General features: G+C 37.6%; 19 protein-coding genes and 1 riboswitch. Of the genes, 1 reads left to right on the top strand and 18 read right to left on the bottom strand.

Going from position 1 to position 24834, the window contains the following annotated elements; translation table 11 throughout:
- Positions 1–88 precede the first annotated feature (88 nt).
- A riboswitch (cyclic di-GMP riboswitch) is annotated at positions 89–176 on the bottom strand.
- A gap of 182 nt (positions 177–358) precedes the next feature.
- The 4 genes from LS41612_RS03260 to LS41612_RS03245 form a co-directional block, all read right to left on the bottom strand.
- On the bottom strand, positions 359–1312 hold the full coding sequence (locus LS41612_RS03260) for a tRNA dihydrouridine synthase (RefSeq protein WP_029747424.1): 954 nt from the start codon (positions 1310–1312) through the stop codon (positions 359–361).
- A gap of 321 nt (positions 1313–1633) precedes the next feature.
- Positions 1634–3586, bottom strand: coding sequence for a lipoteichoic acid synthase (ltaS, locus tag LS41612_RS03255; protein ID WP_024364485.1), 1953 nt, complete (start codon positions 3584–3586; stop codon positions 1634–1636).
- 373 nt (positions 3587–3959) lie between these two features.
- Positions 3960–4943, bottom strand: a complete 984-nt coding sequence (locus LS41612_RS03250) for a bile acid:sodium symporter family protein (RefSeq protein WP_024364484.1) — start codon at positions 4941–4943, stop codon at positions 3960–3962.
- An 11-nt stretch (positions 4944–4954) separates the two neighbouring features.
- On the bottom strand, positions 4955–6343 hold the full coding sequence (locus LS41612_RS03245) for an FAD-binding oxidoreductase (RefSeq protein WP_024364483.1): 1389 nt from the start codon (positions 6341–6343) through the stop codon (positions 4955–4957).
- A 230-nt stretch (positions 6344–6573) separates the two neighbouring features.
- Here LS41612_RS03245 and LS41612_RS03240 point away from each other — a divergent pair, with 230 nt between their 5' ends.
- On the top strand, positions 6574–7299 hold the full coding sequence (locus tag LS41612_RS03240) for a FadR/GntR family transcriptional regulator (RefSeq protein WP_024364482.1): 726 nt from the start codon (positions 6574–6576) through the stop codon (positions 7297–7299).
- A gap of 206 nt (positions 7300–7505) precedes the next feature.
- On the opposite strand, the gene LS41612_RS03235 is transcribed toward LS41612_RS03240, so the two are convergent.
- The 14 genes from LS41612_RS03235 to pcrB all read right to left on the bottom strand — a co-directional run bounded on the left by LS41612_RS03235 (position 7506) and on the right by pcrB (position 24778).
- A complete protein-coding gene (locus LS41612_RS03235) occupies positions 7506–8360 on the bottom strand; it encodes a hypothetical protein (protein WP_024364481.1) in 855 nt (284 codons plus the stop codon).
- 601 nt (positions 8361–8961) lie between these two features.
- Complete coding sequence (gene rlmD / locus LS41612_RS03230) at positions 8962–10326, bottom strand: 23S rRNA (uracil(1939)-C(5))-methyltransferase RlmD (RefSeq protein ID WP_024364480.1); 1365 nt, start codon at positions 10324–10326, stop codon at positions 8962–8964.
- Positions 10327–10433: 107 nt separating this feature from the next.
- Positions 10434–10556: a cytochrome bd oxidase small subunit CydS family protein gene (gene cydS / locus LS41612_RS23640; RefSeq protein ID WP_255313777.1), complete on the bottom strand. Its 123-nt coding sequence runs from the start codon at positions 10554–10556 to the stop codon at positions 10434–10436.
- Positions 10557–10568: 12 nt separating this feature from the next.
- Positions 10569–11594, bottom strand: coding sequence for a cytochrome d ubiquinol oxidase subunit II (locus tag LS41612_RS03225; RefSeq protein ID WP_024364479.1), 1026 nt, complete (start codon positions 11592–11594; stop codon positions 10569–10571).
- A complete protein-coding gene (locus tag LS41612_RS03220) occupies positions 11591–12937 on the bottom strand; it encodes a cytochrome ubiquinol oxidase subunit I (protein WP_024364478.1) in 1347 nt (448 codons plus the stop codon). The genes LS41612_RS03225 and LS41612_RS03220 overlap by 4 nt, the downstream gene beginning before the upstream one ends.
- 338 nt (positions 12938–13275) lie before the next feature.
- On the bottom strand, positions 13276–14190 hold the full coding sequence (locus LS41612_RS03215) for a diacylglycerol kinase (RefSeq protein ID WP_024364477.1): 915 nt from the start codon (positions 14188–14190) through the stop codon (positions 13276–13278).
- A gap of 111 nt (positions 14191–14301) precedes the next feature.
- Positions 14302–14865, bottom strand: a complete 564-nt coding sequence (locus LS41612_RS03210; RefSeq protein ID WP_024364476.1) for a thioredoxin family protein — start codon at positions 14863–14865, stop codon at positions 14302–14304.
- Between the two features lie 167 nt (positions 14866–15032).
- On the bottom strand, positions 15033–16460 hold the full coding sequence (gatB, locus tag LS41612_RS03205; protein WP_024364475.1) for an Asp-tRNA(Asn)/Glu-tRNA(Gln) amidotransferase subunit GatB: 1428 nt from the start codon (positions 16458–16460) through the stop codon (positions 15033–15035).
- A 1-nt stretch (position 16461) separates the two neighbouring features.
- On the bottom strand, positions 16462–17925 hold the full coding sequence (gatA, locus tag LS41612_RS03200; RefSeq protein WP_024364474.1) for an Asp-tRNA(Asn)/Glu-tRNA(Gln) amidotransferase subunit GatA: 1464 nt from the start codon (positions 17923–17925) through the stop codon (positions 16462–16464).
- A 24-nt stretch (positions 17926–17949) separates the two neighbouring features.
- The gene (gene gatC, locus LS41612_RS03195; protein WP_024364473.1) at positions 17950–18237 is read right to left on the bottom strand and encodes an Asp-tRNA(Asn)/Glu-tRNA(Gln) amidotransferase subunit GatC; all 288 of its coding nucleotides are present in this window, start codon (positions 18235–18237) and stop codon (positions 17950–17952) included.
- A gap of 287 nt (positions 18238–18524) precedes the next feature.
- The gene (locus LS41612_RS03190) at positions 18525–19661 is read right to left on the bottom strand and encodes a CamS family sex pheromone protein (protein ID WP_024364472.1); all 1137 of its coding nucleotides are present in this window, start codon (positions 19659–19661) and stop codon (positions 18525–18527) included.
- Between the two features lie 131 nt (positions 19662–19792).
- Positions 19793–21790 carry an NAD-dependent DNA ligase LigA gene (gene ligA / locus LS41612_RS03185; protein WP_024364471.1) on the bottom strand — a complete coding sequence of 666 codons (1998 nt, stop codon included), beginning with the start codon at positions 21788–21790 and terminating at the stop codon, positions 19793–19795.
- Positions 21791–21804: 14 nt separating this feature from the next.
- The gene (gene pcrA / locus LS41612_RS03180) at positions 21805–24057 is read right to left on the bottom strand and encodes a DNA helicase PcrA (RefSeq protein ID WP_024364470.1); all 2253 of its coding nucleotides are present in this window, start codon (positions 24055–24057) and stop codon (positions 21805–21807) included.
- 31 nt (positions 24058–24088) lie between these two features.
- The gene (pcrB, locus tag LS41612_RS03175) at positions 24089–24778 is read right to left on the bottom strand and encodes a heptaprenylglyceryl phosphate synthase (protein WP_024364469.1); all 690 of its coding nucleotides are present in this window, start codon (positions 24776–24778) and stop codon (positions 24089–24091) included.
- Positions 24779–24834: the final 56 nt, after the last annotated feature.

The following is a 24834-nucleotide window of genomic DNA, read 5'->3' as shown; positions in this document are numbered from 1 at the left end:
GCTATAGTTCTTTAATTTGTCTCCTTTTAGGAAAATAAAAACTACCCTTATTATAAAAATTAAGGATAGCCAAATAATCGTTTATTATTTTGGCAACCCGACTATCATAATCCCAATAGGATTTTAGACTCGTAGCTTTGCGTCCTTACCTTTCAGTAAGTTTGCCTTTTCATTTTCTTAAAATAATACTAACATTATTACAATTTTACATTATAAATTACATGTCAATTTTTGTCGACACTAGTAGTATTATCTAAAGAATATTAGGTAAATATAAGTAATATTAAGATACTACGTAGTAAGAATGTAGTACGTGCCAGTCACTCAAACAATTTAGAATTGTTTGAGTGACTGGCACCTATTCAAATTGATTGAGCAATTCGCGTACTTCATCCGTTGTCTTTGTATTCATTAACTGATTTCTTAATTCACTTGCCCCGCGGAATCCTTTAACATAGATTTTGAAAAAGCGATGCAGCGCAGTAACTGAACGTGGTAGCTCCTCAGCATATTGATCTTGAAGATCAAGCTGTAATCTTAAAAGATCAAGATATTCTTTACTACTATGTTCCTTTGGCTCTTTTTCAAAAGCAAATGGGTTTTTAAAAATACCTCGTCCAATCATCACGCCATCCACACCATATTGTTCAACTAGCTTCATACCTGTTGCACGGTCAGGGATGTCTCCATTGATTGTTAATAGCGTATTTGGTGCAATTTGATCTCGTAATTTTTTAATTTCCGGAATTAGCTCCCAGTGTGCTTCTACTTGGCTCATTTCTTTTCTCGTACGCAGATGGATTGATAAGTTAGCGATATCTTGTTTTAAAATATGTGTAAGCCATTCCTGCCACTCATCCACTTCTGTGAAGCCAAGTCTTGTTTTCACACTGACAGGCAGTCCACCCGCTTTCGCTGCTTGAATAAGTTCCGCAGCAACATCAGGACGTAAAATAAGACCGCTTCCCTTGCCTCGTGAAGCCACATTCGGTACAGGACAGCCCATATTAATATCAACACCTTTAAAACCAAGCTCCGCCATACCAATACTCATTTGTCTAAAATATTCAGGATTATCTCCCCATATGTGAGCAACCATAGGCTGTTCATCTTCAGTAAAAAGCAAACGTCCTCGCACACTTTTCTGACCCTCTGGATGACAATAGCTATCTGAATTTGTAAACTCGGTAAAAAATACATCTGGTCTACCTGCTTTACTTACGACATGACGAAACACAACATCCGTCACATCTTCCATTGGAGCAAGTACAAAAAATGGTCGCGGTAAATCCCGCCAAAAATTATTCGTCATATTTTACTTCAAACCCTCTCATTATAGGATATTCGGTTATTCACTTATCCCCTAAAACTTCATTGCTTCTACTTCTAAAAACGAATCGTCCTTAACACCGTAATGCTAGTTTCAGCAATAAAGTCATTATTATAGTATAACCTAGCTTTTGTTATTTATCTTCATACAGTTCCTACTTTAATTAGATTTCTAACTTCTAAAATCAGGAAATACTATGCACTAGCAGCTCGTGTTAAAAAGCGAAAAGGCAGTCCTAGCTAACGGTACAATATCATAAACTTCGTGATATCAAACTCATCATCTTGAACTGCCTACTAATTATTATTTAGCTTCTATACTGTCATCTTTGTTGTAATTGTACTTTGAAGGATCTACTGGCGTATAACCTGTTGGTTTATAAAATCGCAGTAAATCACCATTCACTACTTTGTCAGATAAGCCTAATTTAAAATCTACTTCTTTTTTAATAGCTTGTGCTGCCTCTAGTTGACTATCATCTAGTAGTAATCCAGTTTTATTATCATAAAATTTTTCATTAATTGAATAAATCTTTGGACTCACAAAATCGCCATTTCTAAATGGCACAATTTCATTATGCTCATCTGATAATAAATCTGAACCGAATTGAATAAAGTTTTGCGTATCAATTCCTAGTAAATGTAAAAGTGTTGGCAGCAAGTCTGTTTGACCACCATACGTATGGTTGATACCACCTTGCATACCTGGAACATGAATAAATAATGGGACACGTTGTAAATTAGCACTTTCATATGGTGTAATTTCTTTCCCCAAAACTTGTTCCATTGCTGCATTATGATTGTCTGAAATACCATAATGGTCACCATAAAGAACAATCATTGAATTATCATATAAACCTGATTCTTTTAGTTGATTAAACATTTGTTCAATTGCTTCGTCGGCATAGCGTGCTGTTTGGAAATAATTATCTACACTTGCATCGCCTGTATTCGCTTTATCGATTGTTACTAAGTCTTGATTCATTTTATATGGATAATGGTTCCCTACCGTAATTAATTTAGTATAAAACGGTTGTGGTAAAGAATTTAAAAAGCTTTGCGATTGTTCAAAGAACGGTTTATCTAACAAACCATATTCAGCCATGTTATCTGAAGAGGCTGTGTCATAATAACTTGCATCATAAAACTTATCAAATCCAAATGATTTATATATAACATTTCGGTTCCAGAAGCTTCCGTTGTTACCGTGGAAGACAGCCGATGTATAACCATAATCTTTTAAAATACTTGGTGCTGCTTGATACGTATTTTGTGCTTTTGTAATATAGGCAGAACCTTGTGGTAATCCGAATAAAGAGTTTTCTAACATAAATTCTGCATCAGACGTTTTACCTTGACCAGTTTGATGGAAGAAATTATCGAAATACAATGTATGATTATCTTTTGCTAATGAATTTAAAAATGGTGTAACTTCTTGACCGTTTAATTTATAGTCGATTAGGAAGTTTTGGAATGATTCTAAGTGTAAATAAATTACGTTCATTCCTTTTGCTGCACCAAAATATTTTGCATTCGGATTAGCGTAGTTCGATTTTGTATAGTTAATTACTTCGGTAATATCACTACTATCAGCCAACGCTCTTTGTGAGGAAGCTTTCATCGTTTCTACTGAGTCATAAATCGTATAGTTATACATACCTAAATATTTCACAATATAGTTTCTATCAAACCCTCGCGTTAATAGTTGAGGGCGACTAGCCTCAGCTAATCCTAAATTGACAACTGATACGATTAATGCAAAAGCAATAATCGTCATTGCTTTTTTATATCCAAATGATTTTGTTTCTTTTGGAACTTTGCTTGAGAATCGTAAATAAAACATGACAACGACATCCACAAAGAACAAAATATCATAAGGTTTTAATAATGAAAGAATACTACCACCTAAATCGCCAAAGTTTTGCGTTTGGAAAATGGTCGGTAATGTAATAAAATCACTAAAAAATCTGTAATACACTACATTAGCATATAAAAGAATTGACATCAGCGTGTAAATAACAAGCAGTAATGTATATCTTTTCTTTCCTCTAATTAAAAAAGCAATCCCTAAAAATAGCATTGCTGAACCTAGTGGATTTAAGAGTAAAAGGAAATGTTGAAGTGCTCCTTCTACACCTAAATCAAATTGTGCTGTTTGCGTGATGTATGTTTTCATCCATAACATGACTACAGCTACTATATATATCCCTAAAAAACTGTTTAATAAGTCACTTTTTTTACTTATTAGACTTTTCATTTCTGCACCTACCTATTACTTATTAATAGAAATCTAATGTTAGATTGTTCGTATAAATTTCGGAAAATTATTACTTCACTATAGCTTTTTTTCGGTAGCTAATGTATAATACTCCCGTTTTCGCACTTCTGTCAAGTTGTAGACGATATTGCAAGAGAATAAGTTTCGTTTCTCACTACTGCTGCTATGCTTGCCATAAAAAAACCCTGCAAACATTAGTTTTACTAACCTTTGACAATACATTTATTTGTGAAAAGATTTATCCTAAAAGAAATCGATCGTAACAAACCTATAACGAGCAAAAAAGAAGAACGAATTCCAGCAAAATTGGAATTCGTTCTTGTCTTATTATATTGATAACGTCTACCATCTCTTATACTTGTGTTTCGACGTTGCTTTCTTGTATTTTTTCACTAAGCTGATGTTCAATGTTTTCCGTTTTTTTCGACCAATAAGTAGCAAGAATTGGACCGGAAATATTATGCCACACAGCACCAAGAACACTCGGTAAGGCAGCTAACGGACCAAAATGGGCAGTGGCTAATGCTACCCCAAGACCAGAGTTTTGCATCCCCACTTCAATGGAAATCGCTCTCCGATTACTTTCATCAAGTCCTAATAGTAGCGCGGTTAAATAGCCAAGCAGCAGTCCAAATGCATTATGAAGCATTACTGCCGTAAAAATAATAAATCCTGCCGATGCTATGCTATCAACATTGCCAGCAACAACTGCAGAGACAATAATGATAATAGCCACTACTGAGATAAGAGGAATGACGTTAATGCTCTTTTCTACAATCTGTGGGGCAAATTTCCGAATAACAATCCCCAAAATAATCGGCAAAATAATCACTTGAATAATAGAAGTAAACATTGCCATTGGATCGACCGGCATCCATTTACCTGCAAGTAATAGAAGTATGAATGGTGTGGCAATTGGCGCTAATAACGTTGAAAAGGAAGTCATCGTAATGGATAATGGCACATTGCCCTTCGCTAAATACACCATGACGTTCGAAGCAGTACCCCCTGGAACTGAACCGAGAAGAACAAGCCCTGCCGCTAATTCTGCGGGTAAGTTCATGATATAGGCAATGGAAAAAGCAGTCAGCGGCATAATAAGATATTGAGCACAAACACCAATAATAACGGGCACTGGATTCGTTAAAATTAATTTGAAATCAACCGCTTTCAACGTTAGTCCCATACCAAACATAACGATGCCGAGCAATATTGTAATATAGCCCCCAAATAGTAAAAATGGGTTGGGAATGATAAAAGCAATAACAGCTATGCAGATGACCCATAGCGCAAAGTATTTTCCAGCTATCGTACTAATCGCTTCTAATATTTTCATATTCCCACTCCCTATTTCTTTATTTTTAATATTTTATTTGGATTCAACAGTGCATCCGGATCAAGCGCTTGTTTAATCTTTTCCATCACAAGCAGTGCTTTCCCATGTTCTTTCTCTTGGTATTTCTGTTTCCCTATACCGACACCATGCTCTCCTGTACAAGTTCCCCCTCGTTCAAGCGCATACATAACAATTAATTCATTAAATTCATCCGCCTTTGCTATGTCATTAGCATCCTGCATATCAATCATTAGAAGAACATGGAAATTGCCATCACCGACATGTCCAACAATCCCCCCAGTAAGGGCAAACATATTCAGTGTTTTTCTCGCATGTTCAATAGCCCCTGCTAACTCAGAAATCGGTAAACAAACATCTGTCACCATCAGTTTTTTTCCTGGATGTCCATGGACATAGGCGTAAGCTAAATTATGGCGAGCTTCCCATAGCTGATTTCGCGCTGCATTGTCAGTCTCAAAAACTATATTTTGACAATTATGCTCTGCTACAATTTCTTTCATAAAATCAACGTCTTGCTTTAAACCAGCTTCATTTCCATGAAACTCTAAAAATAACGTTGGTTGCTCCTCATAAGCTGTTTTACTATGCAAGTTCACTTGTTTCATAGAAGGTTCATCAACCAGTTCGACTCTTGCGATTGGAATTCCGGCCTGTAAAATACTAACGACTGCTTCGACTGCATCATTGACTGTTTTGAAAGATGCTCGAGCAGCCATTACATATTCAGGAAGTCCATAAACTTTTAGCGTCAATTCCGTAAAGCAACCGAGCGTTCCTTCAGACCCTACAAAAAGACCGTTCAAATGAAAGCCAGATGAAGATTTTTCCGCTAAATTACCGGTATGAATAACCGTACCATCTGACAGCACAACTTCTAAATCTCGAACTTGATCGCGCATTACTCCATATTTAACAGACGTTGTGCCACTCGCATTTGTCGCGGCCATTCCACCTAGTGTTGCATCTGCCCCAGGGTCCACTGAAAAAAACAAACCGTATTTTTTTAACTCTTTATTTAACTGCGAACGCGTTACCCCTGGTTGAACTTTTACGAGAAAGTCCTTCTCCCTCACTTCTACTATGTTGTTCATGTCTGAAAAATCAATGGTAATCCCTTGTTCATAAGGAATTACATGTCCTTCCAAGCTTGTTCCTCTGCCAAATGGGACAATTGGAACTTTATATTGATTTGCAATAGTTAGTATGTGACTCACTTGTTCAGTTGTTGTTGGAAACACAACGATATCCGGCAAACTAGCTTGATGATAAGATTCATCACTACTATGTTGTTCTAAAATTGTTTGATTGATCGTTACTTGGCTTTCTGACAGAACACCTTGTAGCGCGCTCACCAATTGTTCATTTGTTACACTTGCCATCATTTTATTCTCCCCTTTTTTTCTCCCATTTTCCCAAAGTCATGAATGATAAATGAATAGGTTATACCAATCTTCATAAATATTATAATTGGTCCAACCATTTTTATTATACTTAATATTCAGAAAATATCAATAATTAATAATTTTCTTTCATTGCTAACGAAGTGGGAATTCTGTATGATTAAAGCGTTTATACTTTTACTATGTAATTGAGGGGAAGGACATAGGAAATGCTGCAACCAAAGAAAAAAGCTTATCAAGTTATTGTAGATCAAATACAGGAATATTTTTTAAATGGAGAATTACAGCCTGGAGAAAAACTACCGACGGAAAGAGAATTAGCGAGTCGCTTTAATGTAAGTCGAACATCGGTTAGAGAGGCACTGCGAAAGCTTGAAATAAAAGGAATTATAGACATTAAACAAGGCAGTGGCAGTTTTCTGAAATCACCTGAATGCCATTCATTAGGACAAGAGCTTTCCTCTACCATTTTAAAAACAGAAAAAAAACTTATTTATGAAATGCTAGAGCTTCGCCAAACACTTGAAGTAGAATGTGCCTTTTTAGCTTCACAACGAGCCACTTCTGAAGATTTAGAACGAATTGGGCAAGCATTGGAAATGATGAATCAAGTAAAAAATGACGTGGAACTAGGCATTCAAGCTGATTTAAGCTTCCATATTAATATCGTTCTCGCTGCTCATAATTCAATCTTCTCGCAATTATTTCAAACCCTTAGCGAACATATGCAAGATACAATCCGTGTGACCCGAACACAGCGCTTGAAAGACTTAGACCGTACGCAAGAAACTATAGATGAACATAAAGAAATTTACTTGGCCATCGCAGCCGGCGATGCCAATCAAGCCAAACAACTAATGGAAAAGCATATTAAGCAAATCCGAAGAGAATTAACCGCCTCCCTTTTCAATCATATTGGCGAACAACATAAATAAAACTACATCTACTCAATAAAAAAAGCCACGGATTGATATTAAATCCTTGGCTTTTTTGACAAAAACTAAAAATACATAAATCAGTAGATCTTATTTATATTTCATACAAAAAAAAACGAATCCCATTAATAAGAATTCGTTTTTGATAAAAGATTGTATAAAAACATGTCAGTTCCCTGTCATTCTTATTATCTTTGGGATAACGTCTAAATACGCAATAATGCCCCATTCGGCTTTGGTAAATCATGAACTGTTATCTGATTCATTTTACAAAAATGTTTTAAAAATTGTTGTGCAAATTCTCGTTCTGTTGGTTCACTTTTCAATGAAACGATATCAAGTAAAATTTGAGCCATCCATAAATTATCAAAATAACGGTATTTACCTGTATTCCATGTCATTTTGTTAGGGTATTTTTTATCTATATAATATTTCCAAAAAAGTAGCTGATTCGATTCCTGTTCTGTAAGTTGGAGTCTGTATTTTGAATGGGCCGGAATATTCCCATCTTCACACAGCATACCGATAAAATCTTCATTCACCATATAGACACCTAAAATACGTCTGTCTTTTTCAGACATGCCGGAATCTAATGCTGTTAATAGGACAGCGCTATTTTGGTGCATGCGGTTAGGTTTGTTTGGCTTTCCTTTGTTATTACCACTTTTTATAGCGCCTGAAAAAACCTTCCACTCTAACAAAGAACTAGTCTGTTCTTCTGTGTCACATTTAAAAACCATTTGAGATTCTGGATGCAGTTTATGATGTTTCATCAGTTTTTCGTGTTCTAAGCGAAGTTTTTGGTTTCTTCGTTGCAGTTTTTTTTCTTCTTCCTTCCTCATTTCTTCTTCCTTACGTTCAATTTCCTTTTTTTGTATTATTTTTTCAATTAACTGAGCATCACTTTTATCATGTAATTTTAAGTACTTTCCAAATACATCAGGAAAAACAAACATTTTATTTTCTGTTGCAAAATGTATTTCAATAATGGACTCATTATGTTTAACGATACTACCCATGCCAAAACGCTTATGTGTAACTTTTTTATTAATTAGATTCATTATTCTAGTCCTCCTTATGGAATAAAACCTCGGTTACTATTAGATAGTCAATTAATCATTTAATTCAACTACCTACCTCAAAAAGCCCACATAACTGTTTTAATTTTTTTCTTCGTCTTAATAAGGGATATTAAAAAAACGTATCCAAATTCTATCTGCAAAAAAGGTCAGCGGAATTCGAAATACGATTTAAAAAAACAATTATAAGACTATTATAACATTTTTTATAAAAATCACAAACTTATTGTTGACAACATATTTTATTATGAGGTAAAATTAAAAATTATTCTCTAAATCCTCATGAAATTAGAGCCTTATAACAAATCACAAAGCTTCTGAAAAGCCCCTATAAAATGCAACTGATTTCCGGTGTTAAGATAGGAAATCTTCATATCCTAGAAAGAACGGATGGAAATCTATGTACTAATCCTATAGGCTGAACATTCTTATTTTCCAATTAAGTTCCATATAAAAAGACCCCAATTTCGCAAAAGTTATTTGCAAAATCAAGGTCTGGATTGAAAATATCTACTTTTTCAAGTTTTATAGGAATGCTTTTAAATTTTTCGAATCAATCAATAATATATGTGTCCCCTGTATATTAAACTAACGCCAACCACGCAACAGCCTCACAATGTGTAGAGTGCGGGAACATATCAACTGGTTGTATTTCTTGTGTTTTGTATCCGCCATCTTCCAAGATGCGTAGGTCGCGTGCGAGTGTGGCTGGGTTACATGATACGTATACTACGCGTTTAGGACGCTGCTCTAAAATCGTTTGTAAAAGGGCTTCGTCGCATCCTTTACGTGGTGGGTCGACAACTAGGACATCCGCTTCCTTGCCTTCCTTATACCAGCGTGGAATGACTTCCTCTGCTGGGCCTGCCTCGAAGTACGTATTGGTAAAGCCGTTTAGCTCTGCATTGCGTTTTGCATCTTCAATAGCTTGGGGTACAATTTCAACACCCATCACCGCTTTTGCTTTTTGTGCTAGGAATAAAGAGATGGTACCGATGCCGCAATAGGCATCAATGACACGTTCATGTCCTTGTAAATCAGCATAGTCAAGCGCTTGCTTGTAAAGCACTTCGGTTTGCTGTGGATTTACCTGATAGAAAGAACGTGCTGAAATTTCAAAGCGTACATCGCCGATAGCGTCAATAATGACGTCTTTGCCCCAAAGGTTAATCGTTTCATCACCAAAAATAACGTTTGTTTTATCGCTATTGATGTTTTGCATAATGGATGTAACATTTGGTACTAGCTTTAGTATGCTCGCTACAGCGGCATCTTTTTGCGGGAATTTTTTCTTTTTCGTCACAAGTACAACCATGACCTCACCTGTTGCACGTGCTGTACGGATTACGACGTGACGTAGCATGCCTTCATGTGATGCCTCATTGTATGGTTGCATGCCGATAGCTGTTAATTCTTTTTTAAGACCAGAAAGAATTGCGTCTGCCTCGCCCGTTTGAATGAGACAGCGATCCATATCGACAATGGTATGGGATTTTGTTTTGTAAAAACCAGCAATCACTTGACCGGCGTCATTTGTGGAAAATGGAATTTGGGCCTTATTACGATATTGCCATGGTTCCTCCATCCCTTTCACTGGTAAAACGGGTGCGTCGATTTTGCCTAGACGTTGCATAACATTACGCACCATATTTTCCTTCCACTTTAACTGACCTTCATACGATAAGTGCTGTAACTGACAGCCCCCACATTGCTTGAAATAATCACAAGGTGCTTCTACTCGATCAGGTGAAGGCTTTAAAATATCCAAGACTTTTGCAAAGCCATAATTTTTTAATGTTTTTAAAACATGGACTTCTGCTGTTTCATTCGGTAAAGCCCCTTTGATAAATAATGGATAGCCGTCCACTTTTGCGACACCATTGCCATCATGTGTTAAATCTTCTATATAAACTGTAAGTTGGTCATTCTTTTTTACGGGTGCTGACATTCGTACATCCTCCATTTCAATCTCCTTATTGTAGCATGTGATAGCGGAGGAAAAAAGAACAAGGCTTGAATTTATCAGGTTGTCCTAATTTTGCTAAAAAAGAGCCGCTATTCGCGACTCTCTTTCTTATTTTTTCTTACATAATCATCCTTTGGTGCCCACCAAAACATAATGATGATACTAATAATGACGACTATAAACGGCGCATAAAATATTTCGATTTTTTCCATACCTATATCCCCCTATGCATGATGGTCTTCTTTTCCTGTCACGTAATTTTTGTTGAATAGGAATAATTTCAACAATAAATAAAGCGAAGGCAGAAGTAAGCATAATCCTAAAATAAAGACGATGACTAATGCAATGGCCATTTGCGTGCTTGTGAAGCTATCGTAAATTGTTAAATACGGATACAGTAAATATGGATATTGTGCGATGCCATAGGCGAAAAATGCTACCGCAAACTGAGCGATTAATAATCCTACTGCAAGACCGTAATTTTTTCGCATCCATAGTAATATCACTGTAATGATAAATAATACGGCAGAAATAGCAAACATCCACCATAAATTAACCATATGCTGATAGCTTTCAGGGTTAATGGATTTCATCTCATACATAATACCAAGTGCACTAATCATTAAAGGTGCTGCCCAAATAAGGGCGTATTTTCGCATTAAATTTGTAGCCTCTACATCAGTTGCTTTATGTGCATACCACGTTAAAAATACTGCAGATATATAAAGAACTGCCGCTATACTTAATACGACAATACTCCAAGCAAATGTACTTGTATATAATGTCCAATAATTCAATACAGGTTGCCCTTCCACAATGTCTACATAACCGCCACCTGCAATAGCAAAGACAACAGAGAGCGAAGCTGGAATCAATAAACCTGATACGCCATATGTCAGCGTGTAACCAATATGTCCGCGTGCCCCGTACGCCTCAAATGCATAATACGACCCTCGAATTGCCAACAACACTAAAGAAATGCTGACTGGAACAAGCAAAATCGTTCCATAATAGAAGGCGGTTTGTGGAAAGAATCCTACAATCCCTACAAAGAAAAATACTAAAAAGACATTTGTTACTTCCCATACAGGCGATAAATAACGCTTAATAATATTAGTTATGACATGATTTTTTCCAATAAGTAAACTGTAAGCATTGAAAAATCCTGCCCCAAAATCAATAGATGCCACCATCACATAACCGAAAAGGAATATCCATAAAACTGAAATTCCTAGCACTTCTAATGTCATATGATGTCACCGCCCTTTTCTGTATGCCGATCTTCAATTTCACGTTCAATCGGATTCTTTTTAAACATACGAACTAATACGACTGTACTTCCTATTCCAAGTACAGTATACACACCTGTGAATAACAGCATCATTAAATCTACATGATCGCTCGTTGTAGCGCCTTCTGGTGTGCGCATAATACCGTATAATATCCACGGTTGACGTCCAACTTCCGCAAGCCACCAACCGGCTTCAATCGCAATAATTGACAGTGGAGCACCTGCTACAATAATCCATCTAAACCATCGTGCATGAATAAAGCGCCAACCTCGTGGTTTCCCTACTACGTAAAGGAAAGACACTAATACCATAAACATGCCGATAAAGACCATAATATTAAAAAGATAGTGTATATAAAGTGGTGGTCTGTCTTCCTCCGCATATTGATCTAAACCAATTACTTCTGCATTTGGATTATTGCGTGCTAGTATACTTAAAGCATAAGGAACCTTGATGGCATACTTAACTTCCTCGCCATCCAATACACCGAATAAAACCAATGAAGCTTTATCTGTTGTTTCAAAATGCCATTCAGCCGCTGCTAATTTTTCTGGTTGGTATTCCGCTAAATATTTACCTGAGAAATCGCCTATAATTGCTGCTGCAATTGATGAAACTAAACCGATTTTCATCAGTAAAAATAGAGACTTTTTATGGTAAACATGATCTGAGCCTTTGAGCATACGGTAGCCTGCAATGGCTGCCAAGACGAATGCTGATGTCATATAGGCTGTTACGAGAACATGCGCAACTTTTGTTGGCATAGCCGGGTTAAACATTGCTAGAAATGGTTGAATATTCACAAGCTGTCCGTCCACAATATCAAAGCCTTGAGGTGCGTTCATAAAGGCATTTACCATTGTGATAAAGACAGCTGACATGGATGCACCAACTGCAACAGGTATTAGGAGTAACATATGCTTTTTCTGGCTATCAAAGCGATCCCATGTATATAAATAAATTCCTAAGAAAATGGCTTCAAAGAAAAATGCAAAGGTTTCCATAAAGAGCGGTAATGCTATCGTTTGCCCTGCAAGTTGCATAAAATTTGGCCATAGTAACGATAATTGCAATCCAATAGCTGTTCCTGTTACGACTCCTACAGCAACGGTAATGACGAAACCTCGTGCCCAACGTCGCGCCATCAAAATATAATGTTCATCATTCTTTTTATATCCAGTCCATTGTGCAATCATGATCATTAACGGCACACCGACACCAATCGTTGCATAAATGATGTGGAATGATAACGTAAGCTCCGTTAACGCACGACTCCAAAAGACTGCTGATTCATTAATCATCTCATTGCCCTCCTAACTTCCAAATATTCTTCCAAGTATGGAAAGTAGCATGATAATTGCAACACCAAAACTTAACCAAATAAGCTTTTTTTCCTGTGACTTATACAACTGCACCACTTCCTTTCCCTTTCCCATACCCATATTTTCCACTATTCCAACGAAAAAAACCTTTATTATGGTCCGATATTTCGGCCTATTATAAAGGTTTCAAATTTTGTTCAAGTAATATACGCACATTTGCCAAACATTTTTCTTAATTCGTTCACAACCCTTCATTATATGTAAATAAAATACAAAAAGCGTAAATTTATAAAATAAAATTTACGCTTTTTGTTAATCTAAATACGGTCTTCCTCACGAATATCTTCAATTGGTACAAAAATTTCAATATGGCGTTTTAAGTTTTCAAAAGTCGCAGGCGCATCTCCACCATATTCACCATCTAAATTTAAATGAACTTCACTATCCGTCGTTACTTTTACGACACTTGCTTTTTTATAAATAACGCGATCATCCTTTAAATGCTCGCCTCGTAAAGCCATTGCTGCAAGTTGAATAAATTCTGGCAAGCTTACTTTTTTTAATACTATTAATGTGAAGTAGCCATCGTTTATGCTCGCATCTGGTGCAAGCTTTTCAAAGCCTCCTACTGAATTCGTTAAGCCACATAAAAACATCATGGCATCGCCATCGAATACTTCACCATCATATTCAATACGCATATGTGATGCCTTAATAGATGGAATCATTTCAACTGCTTTTAAATAGTAGGCAAGCTGTCCAAGCATTGTTTTCATTTTGCTAGGTACTTCGTACGTTAGCTCAGTAATACGTCCTCCAGCAGCAATATTGATGAAATAGCGTTCTCCATTTAACAATCCAACATCAACTGGTAAGGTATCGCCTTTAATAATAATATCAACGGCTTCATCAATATTTCGTGGTATATGGACAGCACGTGCAAAATCGTTCGTTGTCCCCATAGGAATTAGACCAATTTTCGGACGTTTTTCGAATTGGCCTACACCAGAAACAACTTCATTTAACGTCCCATCGCCACCAACTGCTATGATAATATCAAATCCACGTTCTACTGCATTTTTTGCTGCCTCTATTGCATCACCTTCACAAGTTGTTGCGTGACAAGATGTCTCATAGCCTGCTACCTCTAGTTTCTCCAATACTTCTGGTAGATGCTTTTTAAACACTTCTCGCCCAGATGTAGGATTATAAATGATTCTTGCTCGTTTCATAACATACCTTCCTGCTTCATAAGATTCTAATACTTTCAACGAATTTTTCGTTGAAATGTTGCACTACTATTACTACGCCAGTGCAAACACCTCTGGCGCTAACAAAGTGTTTTATTTTTGTAATGCTGCTGTTACATGTTTTCTGAAATCTTCATATACATAAGTCCAATTTGTTTTGTTAGTAATATTGTCTTCACGAATTTCAGCGTAAAGCGATTTTTGTGCTTCCTCAAAATTCGGGTCTTCTTTATCTGGCAACGTCGCTCTTTTGTTCACAACAATATCCTGTAACTCTGGCGCACGTGGTCCCCATTTACCTATCACTTGTCCCGACTCATTTAATAAGATATACATTGGAATCGCGCGTCCACCATTTGTTAAATAACGGTCGATTAAATCTGTATCTGCATCACGGAAAACTGTACGCATATCTAATCCAGCTGCTTCTGCAACACGGCGAATAATTGGATTATTTAGCATTGCATCGCCGCACCAATCTTCTGTAATGGTTAAAATTTTAGGTTGCTTGTCCTTCAGTAACGTTACAAAACCATCGTTTGTTGGCACTTCAAAACCATCATAAATTAGAAAGCTATCTTCTTTTAGCGTCGTCATCTGATCCATATATTGTTGAATTGAAATGGCTTCTTCAAAATATTGTTGCTCAGTTTTCATATACTATCCCCTTTTTAAGTGATGTGATTGTTTCTATTCTATATTTTGCTATGAATACTCTTTTTAGACAACTATTAAGTGCTACTTTTTGTTAGTATGTACAGTCTTTACATTTAAAAAGCCAAGAAAGTGAAGACACTTTCTTGACTCGTTGTAATAGCAAAAAATTAGCGTTTAGCAATTTCTTGTTGTAATAATTTATTAACCATTGGTGGGTTCGCTTGGCCTTTTGTCGCTTTCATAATTTGACCGACTAAGAAGCCAATTGCACGATCCTTACCATTTTTAAAGTCCTCGATTGATTGTGCATTGTTATCTAATACCTCTGTAACAATTGCTAATAAGGCACTCTCATCTGAAATTTGAACTAAACCTTTTGCTTTTACAATGTCTTCAGCTGAACCGCCATTTTCTACTAATTCAGCAAATACTTTTTTACCGATTTTAGAAGAAATTGTACCGTCCGTAATTAACTTCACCATACCAGCAAGGTTTTCTGGTGTTAATGCTGTATCTTTTAAATCTTTTTGTTCAGCATTTAAATAAGCTGAAACATCGCCCATTAACCAGTTAGCTGAAAGTTTTGCATCTGCACCATCAGCTACCATCGCTTCAAAGAAATCTGAAATTTCTTTAGAAATAACAAGCACGCCCGCGTCATAAGGTGTTAAGCCTAATTCTTCAACATAGCGTTTTTTACGAGCATCTGGCAGTTCAGGAATTTCTGATTTAACGCGCTCTAACCATTCATCGTCGATTGACAGACGCACCAAGTCAGGCTCTGGGAAGTAACGATAATCATCTGTTCCTTCTTTCACGCGCATTAAAATTGTTTTACCTGTTTTTTCATCAAAGCGACGCGTTTCTTGATCAATCACGCCACCTGAAAGTAATACGTCCGCTTGGCGTAACTCTTCGTGCTCAATCCCACGACGTACGTAGTTGAATGAGTTCAGGTTTTTAAGCTCTGTTTTTGTACCGAATTCCTCTTGGCCATATGGGCGAATCGAAATGTTGGCATCACAGCGCAGTGAACCTTCTTCCATTTTACAGTCTGAAACATCTGTATATTGGATAATGGATTTTAATTTTTCAAGGTAGGCATACGCTTCATTTGCTGTGCGAATATCTGGCTCAGACACGATTTCTACAAGCGGCGTCCCTTGACGGTTAAAGTCCACAAGTGAGTGGTCACCAGCATGCGTTAGTTTACCAGCATCTTCTTCCATATGAAGACGTGTAATACCGATACGTTTTGTATAACCATCTACTTCAATATCAATCCAACCGTTTTTACCGATCGGCTTATCGAATTGCGAAATTTGATAAGCTTTCGGATTATCTGGATAGAAGTAGTTTTTACGGTCAAATTTTGTTTCTTGTTCGATTTCCATGTTTAATGCAAGTGCTGCACGCATTGCGAAATCTACAACGTTTTTATTTAAGACAGGTAGGACACCAGGGTAGCCTAGGTCGATTACTGTTGTGTTTGTATTTGGTTCAGCACCGAAGTGAGCTGGCGCTGGCGAGAAGATTTTTGAGTTTGTTTTTAACTCAACGTGTACTTCTAAACCAATGACTGTTTCAAAGTTCATGTTATTTTCCCTCCCAAATTTGAGGAACTTCTTTATGGAACGCAGTAGCTTGCTCGAACGCATGCGCTACACGGTAAATTGTTGCTTCATCGAAGTATTTACCGATAATTTGCAAGCCTAATGGTAGACCATTTTCAAAACCACATGGAATTGAAATGGCTGGCACACCTGCTAAGTTCATAGGAATTGTTAAAATATCGTTGGCATACATCGTCATCGGATCATCTACATTTTCACCAATTTTAAATGCTGGTGTTGGTGCAGTAGGTCCAATGATTACATCAAAGTCTTCGAATACTTTGTCGTAGTCTGCTTTGATAAGTGTACGTGCTTGTTGCGCTTTTTTGTAGTAAGCGTCATAAGTACCTGCGCTAAGAGAATATGTTCCTAGCATGATACGACGTTTTACTTCATCACCAAAGCCTTGCGCACGTGTTTCTTTGTAAAGGTCCATTAAATTCGTCACGTTTTCAGCACGGAAGCCGTAACGGATCCCATCGAAACGAGAAAGGTTTGATGAAGCTTCAGAAGAAGATAGGATATAGTAAGCTGCAAGTGCATATTTAGAATGAGGAAGTGATACTTCTTCTACTGTTGCACCTAAGCCTTTTAGTACTTCTAATGCATCCAGTACAGATTGACGTGCTGCTTCGCCAACACCTTCACCTAAAAATTCTTTTGGTACAGCAATACGTAAGCCTTTGACATCGCCAGTTAGTGCTGCTGCGAAGTTTGGTACTTCTACATTTGCTGAAGTTGAATCGTTAGGGTCTAAGCCTGAAATGGCTTCTAATAGAAGCGCATTGTCTTCAACATTACGTGTAATTGGTCCGATTTGGTCTAACGAAGAAGCAAATGCTACTAGTCCAAAACGAGATACACGACCATATGTAGGTTTCATCCCTACGACACCGCAATATGCTGCAGGTTGGCGGATTGAGCCACCTGTATCTGAACCAAGTGAAAATGGCACTTCTCCTGCTGCTACTGCTGCTGCAGATGCACCTGATGAGCCACCTGGTACGTGGTTCAAGTTCCATGGATTTTTTGTTGTTTTATAGTATGAGTTTTCATTTGAAGAACCCATTGCAAACTCATCCATGTTTAATTTTCCGATTGTAATCATGCCAGCTTCGCGTAGCTTATTTACAACAGTTGCATCGTATATTGGCATAAATCCTTCAAGAATTTTAGAAGCACATGTTGTTTCTAAGCCTTCTGTTACGATATTGTCTTTCACGCCAATAGGAAGACCAAAAAGTGGTCCACGTTTTTCAAATGGTACTTTGTCCATTTCAGCTGCTTGTGCAGTTGCTTTTTCTTCGTTTGAAGCAAGGAAAGCTTGTACATCGCCGTCAAGCTTTGCCACTCGTTCATATGCTTCTTTTGTTAAGTCAGCGATTGTTAGCTTACCAGCTTTAATATCAGCTTGTAGCTCCTTTGCTGAACGTTCAAATAACGTCATGAGGAATCCTCCTATGTTTTAGTATTACATGATAGCTGGTACTTTTACTTGACCATCTTCTTGTTCTTTTACATTTAACATCATTACATCGCGGTCTAAACCTTTAGTTGCCACGTCTTCACGCATTACGTTTACTAATGGTAAAACGTGTGTTGTTGGTTCAACATTTGTAGTATCTAACTCGTTTAACTGCTCTGCAAAGTCAGTAATTTTCCCAAGTTGCTCAGCAAATTTTTCCGCTTCTTCTTCTGTAATTGCAAGACGTGCTAAATTCGCAACGTGCTTAACCTCTTCTTTTGTTAATTTTGCCATTGTTCACACCTCCGAATACTATCCAATTCATTGTTTTTATCGATAACAATAGGGTTGAATAAAGTTAACCATGCCCATTATCATAACATTTTTCCTACTAAAAATCACAACTTTCACCAAAAATATAGAAACTTTCACTACTATGACAAAGTGTTGTCTTATGATGTCTTCTATTGTTGAAATGGACAACATCATCCATAGCGCATTTCCGTACTTTGAGGCTTATTACATACTATGTCTTGTTCTCATTTCATTAAAAAAATAGCCAGCACAAGGCTGACTATTTTTTACTCATACACGTGTACATATGGGTCTTTATCATTCGCTTCTTTCATAATTAAAGCTTCTGGACCATTAACCGATGTAATGCTCACTTCGACATTAATATTATCAAATTGATTGATAAGGACGCCCGTCAAATATTGTGTGAAACCAATAATTTCAGCCGTGCCGAAAAATTGGATTGGAATTTCAATTGAGAGCTTTTGTATTTTTTTATTTTGATAGAAGCCAGTGCCGATGACACTCGTATAGTTAGAAAAATATTTATCAACATCTTGTTTGAAGTTTTTAAAATTATTACTTACATCTCGATAAGCATCATGTGTGTCATCTGTAGGGAACATCACATATTCTTCATCTAGCGCCTGCCAATCGCCAATATCATTTTGCCCTTCTTTGGCAACACCATAAGTAAAATACGTACCTGGAATTATTTCATTGCGCGCTCGCTGTTTAAATAGCCCAACGACAATTGGTACATCTTTTAGTTCATCACGTGTACGCATACGGGAAACGATTTCAGCCGCCATCTTTTTGCCTTGTTCAATAAGAGCAGACTCCGGAATAGGCTCCTCGTAATACTCCCCATATTGTTCTTTCTGATAATAATAAATAGAATTCAAAGCAAGCCCGATTGAAATACCACCTAGTTTTACTTTGTTATCATCCGTTTTCTTTAAGTAGTTTTGCTCGACAATATGGGCTAAATAAACCGGCGCTTTTGTTGCACGTTCTTCTGGCGTCATAGCGTCTGTTGTCGGAGGATTTAAACCATCCTCCGTTTGTGAACTACGCGCTAACCAGGAGCTTACTGTGCTTTCAGCTAAATATTGCCCTTCTTGGAAGTAATAATTTTCTGTGTCAAACTCATTTTGAGAAAGACGCATTAACCCTGTTTCAACTTCCTTCATATCATACTTCGTGTAAATATTTGAAACGACTAATCCACGGCTTGCACTTTCTTTATAAGGAATTAGTGTTTTATAAAAAGATTCATCAATCTGTAGACTAGGAATAATCGTTGTTTCCGCTTTTTCCTGTTGCGTTTCCTGTGTAAGCTCTGTCTCCTTCTTATTCGAAGGCACACAGCCGACTAGCATTGCAGCAGCTACAATTGCTGGAATGAGTCGAAATGACTTCATTATGTTAGTACCCCTTTACTAATATCAGATTCGTCTTGTACAAATTATATTTGACGCCACTAATTTTCGGGCGCAAATATTCTTCATGCTTTACTGTTTCCTTGCGTTATGAAACTTTACTTTAAATGATGTTAAGTCAGTTGCTCAATTAGGTCATCTTCGTTCCAAATTTCAATGCCTAGTTGTTGTGCTTTCGTTAGTTTGGAACCTGCATCCGAACCAGCAATAACAAGGTCTGTTTTCTTACTAACACTGCCTGTGACAATTCCACCTAACTCTTCTATTTTCGCCTTTGCATCGTTCCGTGTCAATTGCTCAAGTTTACCAGTTAATACGATTGTTTTCCCTGCAAATGGATTGTCTCCTACGATTACTTCCACCTTTTTGCCTTTATATGTCATATTGACACCCGCTTCAGCAAGTCGTTTAATAACAGCACGGGCATCTTCATTAGCAAAATACTCAACGAGCGACGAGGCCATTTTATCGCCAATTTCATGAATCGCAACAAGTTGTTCTTCAGATGCAGCCATCACCGCCTCCATCGTCTCAAATTCCTCTGACACGATTTTCGCTGCCTTCTCTCCAACATGTCGTATTCCTAACCCAATCAATAGACGTTCCATCGAATTGTCCTTAGATGCTTGAATAGCTTTCACTAGGTTGGTAGCTGATTTCTCACCCATTCGTTCCAACTCTACTAATTGCTCCACTGTTAACTGATATAAATCGGATACATCATGAATTAAATCAGCGCGCAACAGTTGCTCGACAACCTTCTCTCCAAGCCCATCAATATTCATGGCGTTACGGGAGACAAAGTACTTGATGCTCTCTGCAATTTGGGCAAAACAAGCTGGATTCACACAGCGTAAGGCAACCTCCCCCTCAATTCGAATCAGCTCACTATCACATACCGGGCAATTTGGCGGCATTTCGTAAGGAGTTGAATCTTCTGGACGTTGCTCTAATAATACCCCGACTACTTGAGGAATAATATCCCCAGCTTTTCGGATAATGACGGTATCTCCAATGCGAATATCCTTCTCGCGAATTAAATCTTCATTGTGTAGAGAGGCGCGTTGCACTGTAGTTCCAGCTACCAGTACCGGTGCTAAAATCGCAGTTGGTGTGACAACGCCAGTGCGCCCTACTGTTAAATCAATATCAAGTAATGTTGTGACAACTTCTTCAGCGGGGAATTTGTAGGCAATTGCCCATCTTGGACTTTTTGCCGTATAGCCGAGTTCATCCTGCTGTGCAAAACGGTCGACTTTGATAACAATACCATCAATTTCATAGGCTAAATTCGGTCTGTTTTCTGTCCAATATTCAATAAAGGACACTACTTCCTCAATGGACGCGCAACGTTGACGCTCCTTATTTGAAGGGAAGCCGATTCCTTCTAAATAATCTAGCATTTCGCCATGTCCATCAATTCCGTACGCCTCACCATCTCCACCAATTGCATAGATAAAGGTTGATAATTGACGACTTGCGGCAATTTTAGGATCTAATTGACGCAATGAACCTGCAGCGGCATTGCGAGGATTTGCAAATAATTCTTCGCCATTTTCTGCTCGCTGGGCATTCAATTTTTCAAATGATTTTTTAGGCATATAGGCTTCGCCACGTACTTCAATCGTAATTGGTTCTTTTAAGCGCAGTGGCACAGCACGAATCGTTTTTAAATTCGCTGTTATATCTTCTCCTACAACGCCATCACCGCGTGTAGCTCCTTGTACAAAAACACCATTCTCATATTTTAATGAAATAGCAAGACCATCTATTTTTAATTCGCAAACATAAGAAAAGTGATCGCCGATTGCTTGACGAATTTTACGGTCAAACTCTTGTAAGTCCGCTTCATTAAATGCGTTTGACAGACTTAGCATCGGATAATCATGCGTCACTTTCTTAAATCCTTCTACGATTGCACCGCCTACACGTTGTGTTGGTGAATCAGGATAAATAAGTGAAGGATTTGCCTCTTCTAATGCAATGAGTTCATGTAATAGTTGGTCATATACACTATCTGCAACTAGAGGGTTATCTAGCACGTAATACGCATGCCCATATTCATGCAATAATTTATTTAACTCCGCTATGCGCTGTTCAATTTCATTCATTTAAGTTCCTCCGCTTACGCTTTTTCAATAGGTGCAAATTGCGCCAATAGTCGCTTAATACCGATTGGTTGTGGAAATGCGATATCAAGTTCTGTACTATCACCTTCACCTTTTACGCTAACAACCATACCTGTTCCCCATTTTTTATGAATCGCTTTATCCCCAGCCTTCCAACCGAATTGGTCGCCTCCAGTTGCTTGCAGGCGTGCAGTTGCTGGTTGTGTATGCTGGTGCGCGCCAAGTGTGCGTTTTGAATACCCACTAGACGAGCGATTACTTGATGCAAATGGTACTTCAGGTTTTGAACCACCTTTGGAAATTGACTCTAAAATGTCCTCTGAAATTTCACGTAAGAAACGGGAAGCATTGTTAAAGCTTGAACGACCAAAAATCGTACGCGATTGTGCACATGTTAAATACAACCGTTCCTCTGCCCGTGTAATGCCAACATATGCCAGTCGTCGTTCCTCTTCCATTTCATCGTTGTCGTCTAAAGAACGAGAGTGAGGGAAAATATTTTCTTCCATGCCAATAATGAAAACGACAGGGAATTCTAATCCTTTTGCAGCATGCATCGTCATTAAAATAATATTGCCTTTTGATGCATCTTCCTTGTCAAGCGCATCGATATCGGCAATAAGAGCTAAGTCCGTCAAGAAGGCGATTAAGCTCTTATCTTCACTGCGTTCTTCAAATGCTTTTGTTACAGATAAAAATTCCTCAATATTTTCTAAACGACTTTCCGCTTCAATAGACTTTTCGTTTTGTAACATCGCACGATAGCCTGATTTCTCAATTACTTGTTCCACGATTTCCGTCACAGATAAGTAATTTTGCATTTCTGTAAAACCTTTAATCATTGCATAAAAATGTTCCGCTGAAGCAGCAGCTTTTCCTGTTAGTCCCATAAAGATTAGATCATTCATCGCATCAAAAATGGAGCGATCCTGATCAATTGCATAGCGTGCCATTTTTTCAAATGAGGTAGCACCAATACTACGCTTCGGTTCGTTGATAATACGCGCAAGCGATAAATCATCGTCATTGTTGGCGATTAGACGTAAATACGCCAATAAATCCTTTATTTCTTTACGGTCATAGAATTTTGTACCACCCACAATTCGATACGCCATATTGGACTTCACAAGCACTTCTTCCATCACACGAGACTGTGCATTTGTACGGTATAAGATGGCGAAATCATCAAATGAACGATTTTCCTTCTCCATAAGCTGTTGGATTGTTTGCACGACAAACTGCGCTTCTTCCTGCTCATTATATGCTTTATATAAAGCAATTTTTTCACCATGTGCATTTTCTGTGCGCAGCTCTTTCGGATAACGGCTTGTATTATTTTGAATGACGTCATTTGCCGCTTGGAGGATGCGCTTTGTAGAGCGATAATTTTGCTCTAACATAATGACCTTAGCATTTGGATAATCTTTTTCGAACGATAAAATATTGCCAATATCAGCGCCTCGCCAACGATAAATGGATTGGTCGGAATCCCCTACGACACAAATATTTTTAAATTTTTTCGCAAGTAATTGCACTAATAAATATTGCGATTTATTAGTATCTTGATATTCGTCAACATGAATATATTGAAATTTATTTTGATAGTATTCTAATACTTCAGGTACTCGTTTAAATAAGGTAATCGTTGTCATGATTAAATCATCAAAATCGAGTGACTGATTGCGTCGTAATCTTTTTTCATAGCCTTTATAAACAAGGGCAACCGTTTTTTCATACGGATTATGTTCATTGATTTGCGCTGCATATTCATCTGCAGTTATGCATTCATTTTTTGCTGAACTAATCGCATTTAAAATAGCACGTGGTTCAAAACGCTTAGGGTCAATATTTTCATCTTTTAAGACATTTTTAATAACTGATAGCTGATCTGTCGAATCTAAAATCGAGAAGTTGCGTGAAATACCTAGTTGCTCGATATTACGGCGCAAAATGCGTACGCACATCGAGTGAAATGTTGATACCCACATGCTGTCGCCCGTTCCATTTCCGAGAATGCCATCTATCCGCTCTCTCATTTCACGAGCAGCCTTATTCGTGAACGTAATCGCTAAAATCTTTGATGGGTATACTTCTTTTTCTATGATTAAGTACGCAATACGATGTGTTAGTACTCTCGTTTTGCCCGAACCAGCGCCTGCCATAATTAGCAATGGCCCTTCAGTTGTTTTTACTGCTTTTTCCTGTTCGGGGTTCATACCTACTAATAAGTTTTTTGTTAAATGCTCCATTTCGCACCGCCTTACAAACATTTGTTCTTAATTATATCGCATTTTTTACAGCCTTAACAGTCGAAAGTGCAGCTTTTAAATCCTCATATATAATATTTCCCACAACTACAGTATCAGCAACTTGTGCCATTTCAGCAGCTTGCTTAGAAGAAGTTATGCCACCACCGTAAAAGAGCTTTGTATTTTGCAATTCATTTTTCACCGCACGTACTATTGCAATATCGCCATATTCTCCGCTATATTCTAAATAAAATACAGGCAGTTTAAAGAAGTTTTCTGCCATTCGTGCATAGGCCACTACATCATCCGTCGATAAATCGGTATTCGCTTGTGTTACTTCTGCAACTTTACAATTTGGATTTAAAATACAATACCCTTCAGCTACTAACTCATCCCAAACCATAATATCGCCATATTCTTTAATAGCCTCATGGTGTAAATTTTTAATCCATTTCGGGTCATCACTATTTAACACCGTTGGAATAAAATAATAGTCATAGCCAGGCGTTACTGCATCAATTGTTGAAATTTCCAGCGCTATTGGTACTTCAAAGCGACGCACACGAACAAGCAAATCTAATACGCCATCTAATGTTACGCCATCTGTGCCGCCAACCAAAATAACATCCGTTCCAGATTCACAAATTTTTTCTAGTGCTTCATCCGATATGTCCTTTGCTGGGTCTAACTTGAACACATGTCTCCACTCTAAATAATCCATCTATTTTACCACCTATCATTTTCTATCTATTCGTTTACAAGTATAGCTTATGGCTC

This window comes from Lysinibacillus sphaericus (genome assembly GCF_002982115.1).
GTDB lineage: Bacteria > Bacillota > Bacilli > Bacillales_A > Planococcaceae > Lysinibacillus > Lysinibacillus sphaericus.
This window is presented reverse-complemented; position numbering and strand designations above follow the sequence as displayed.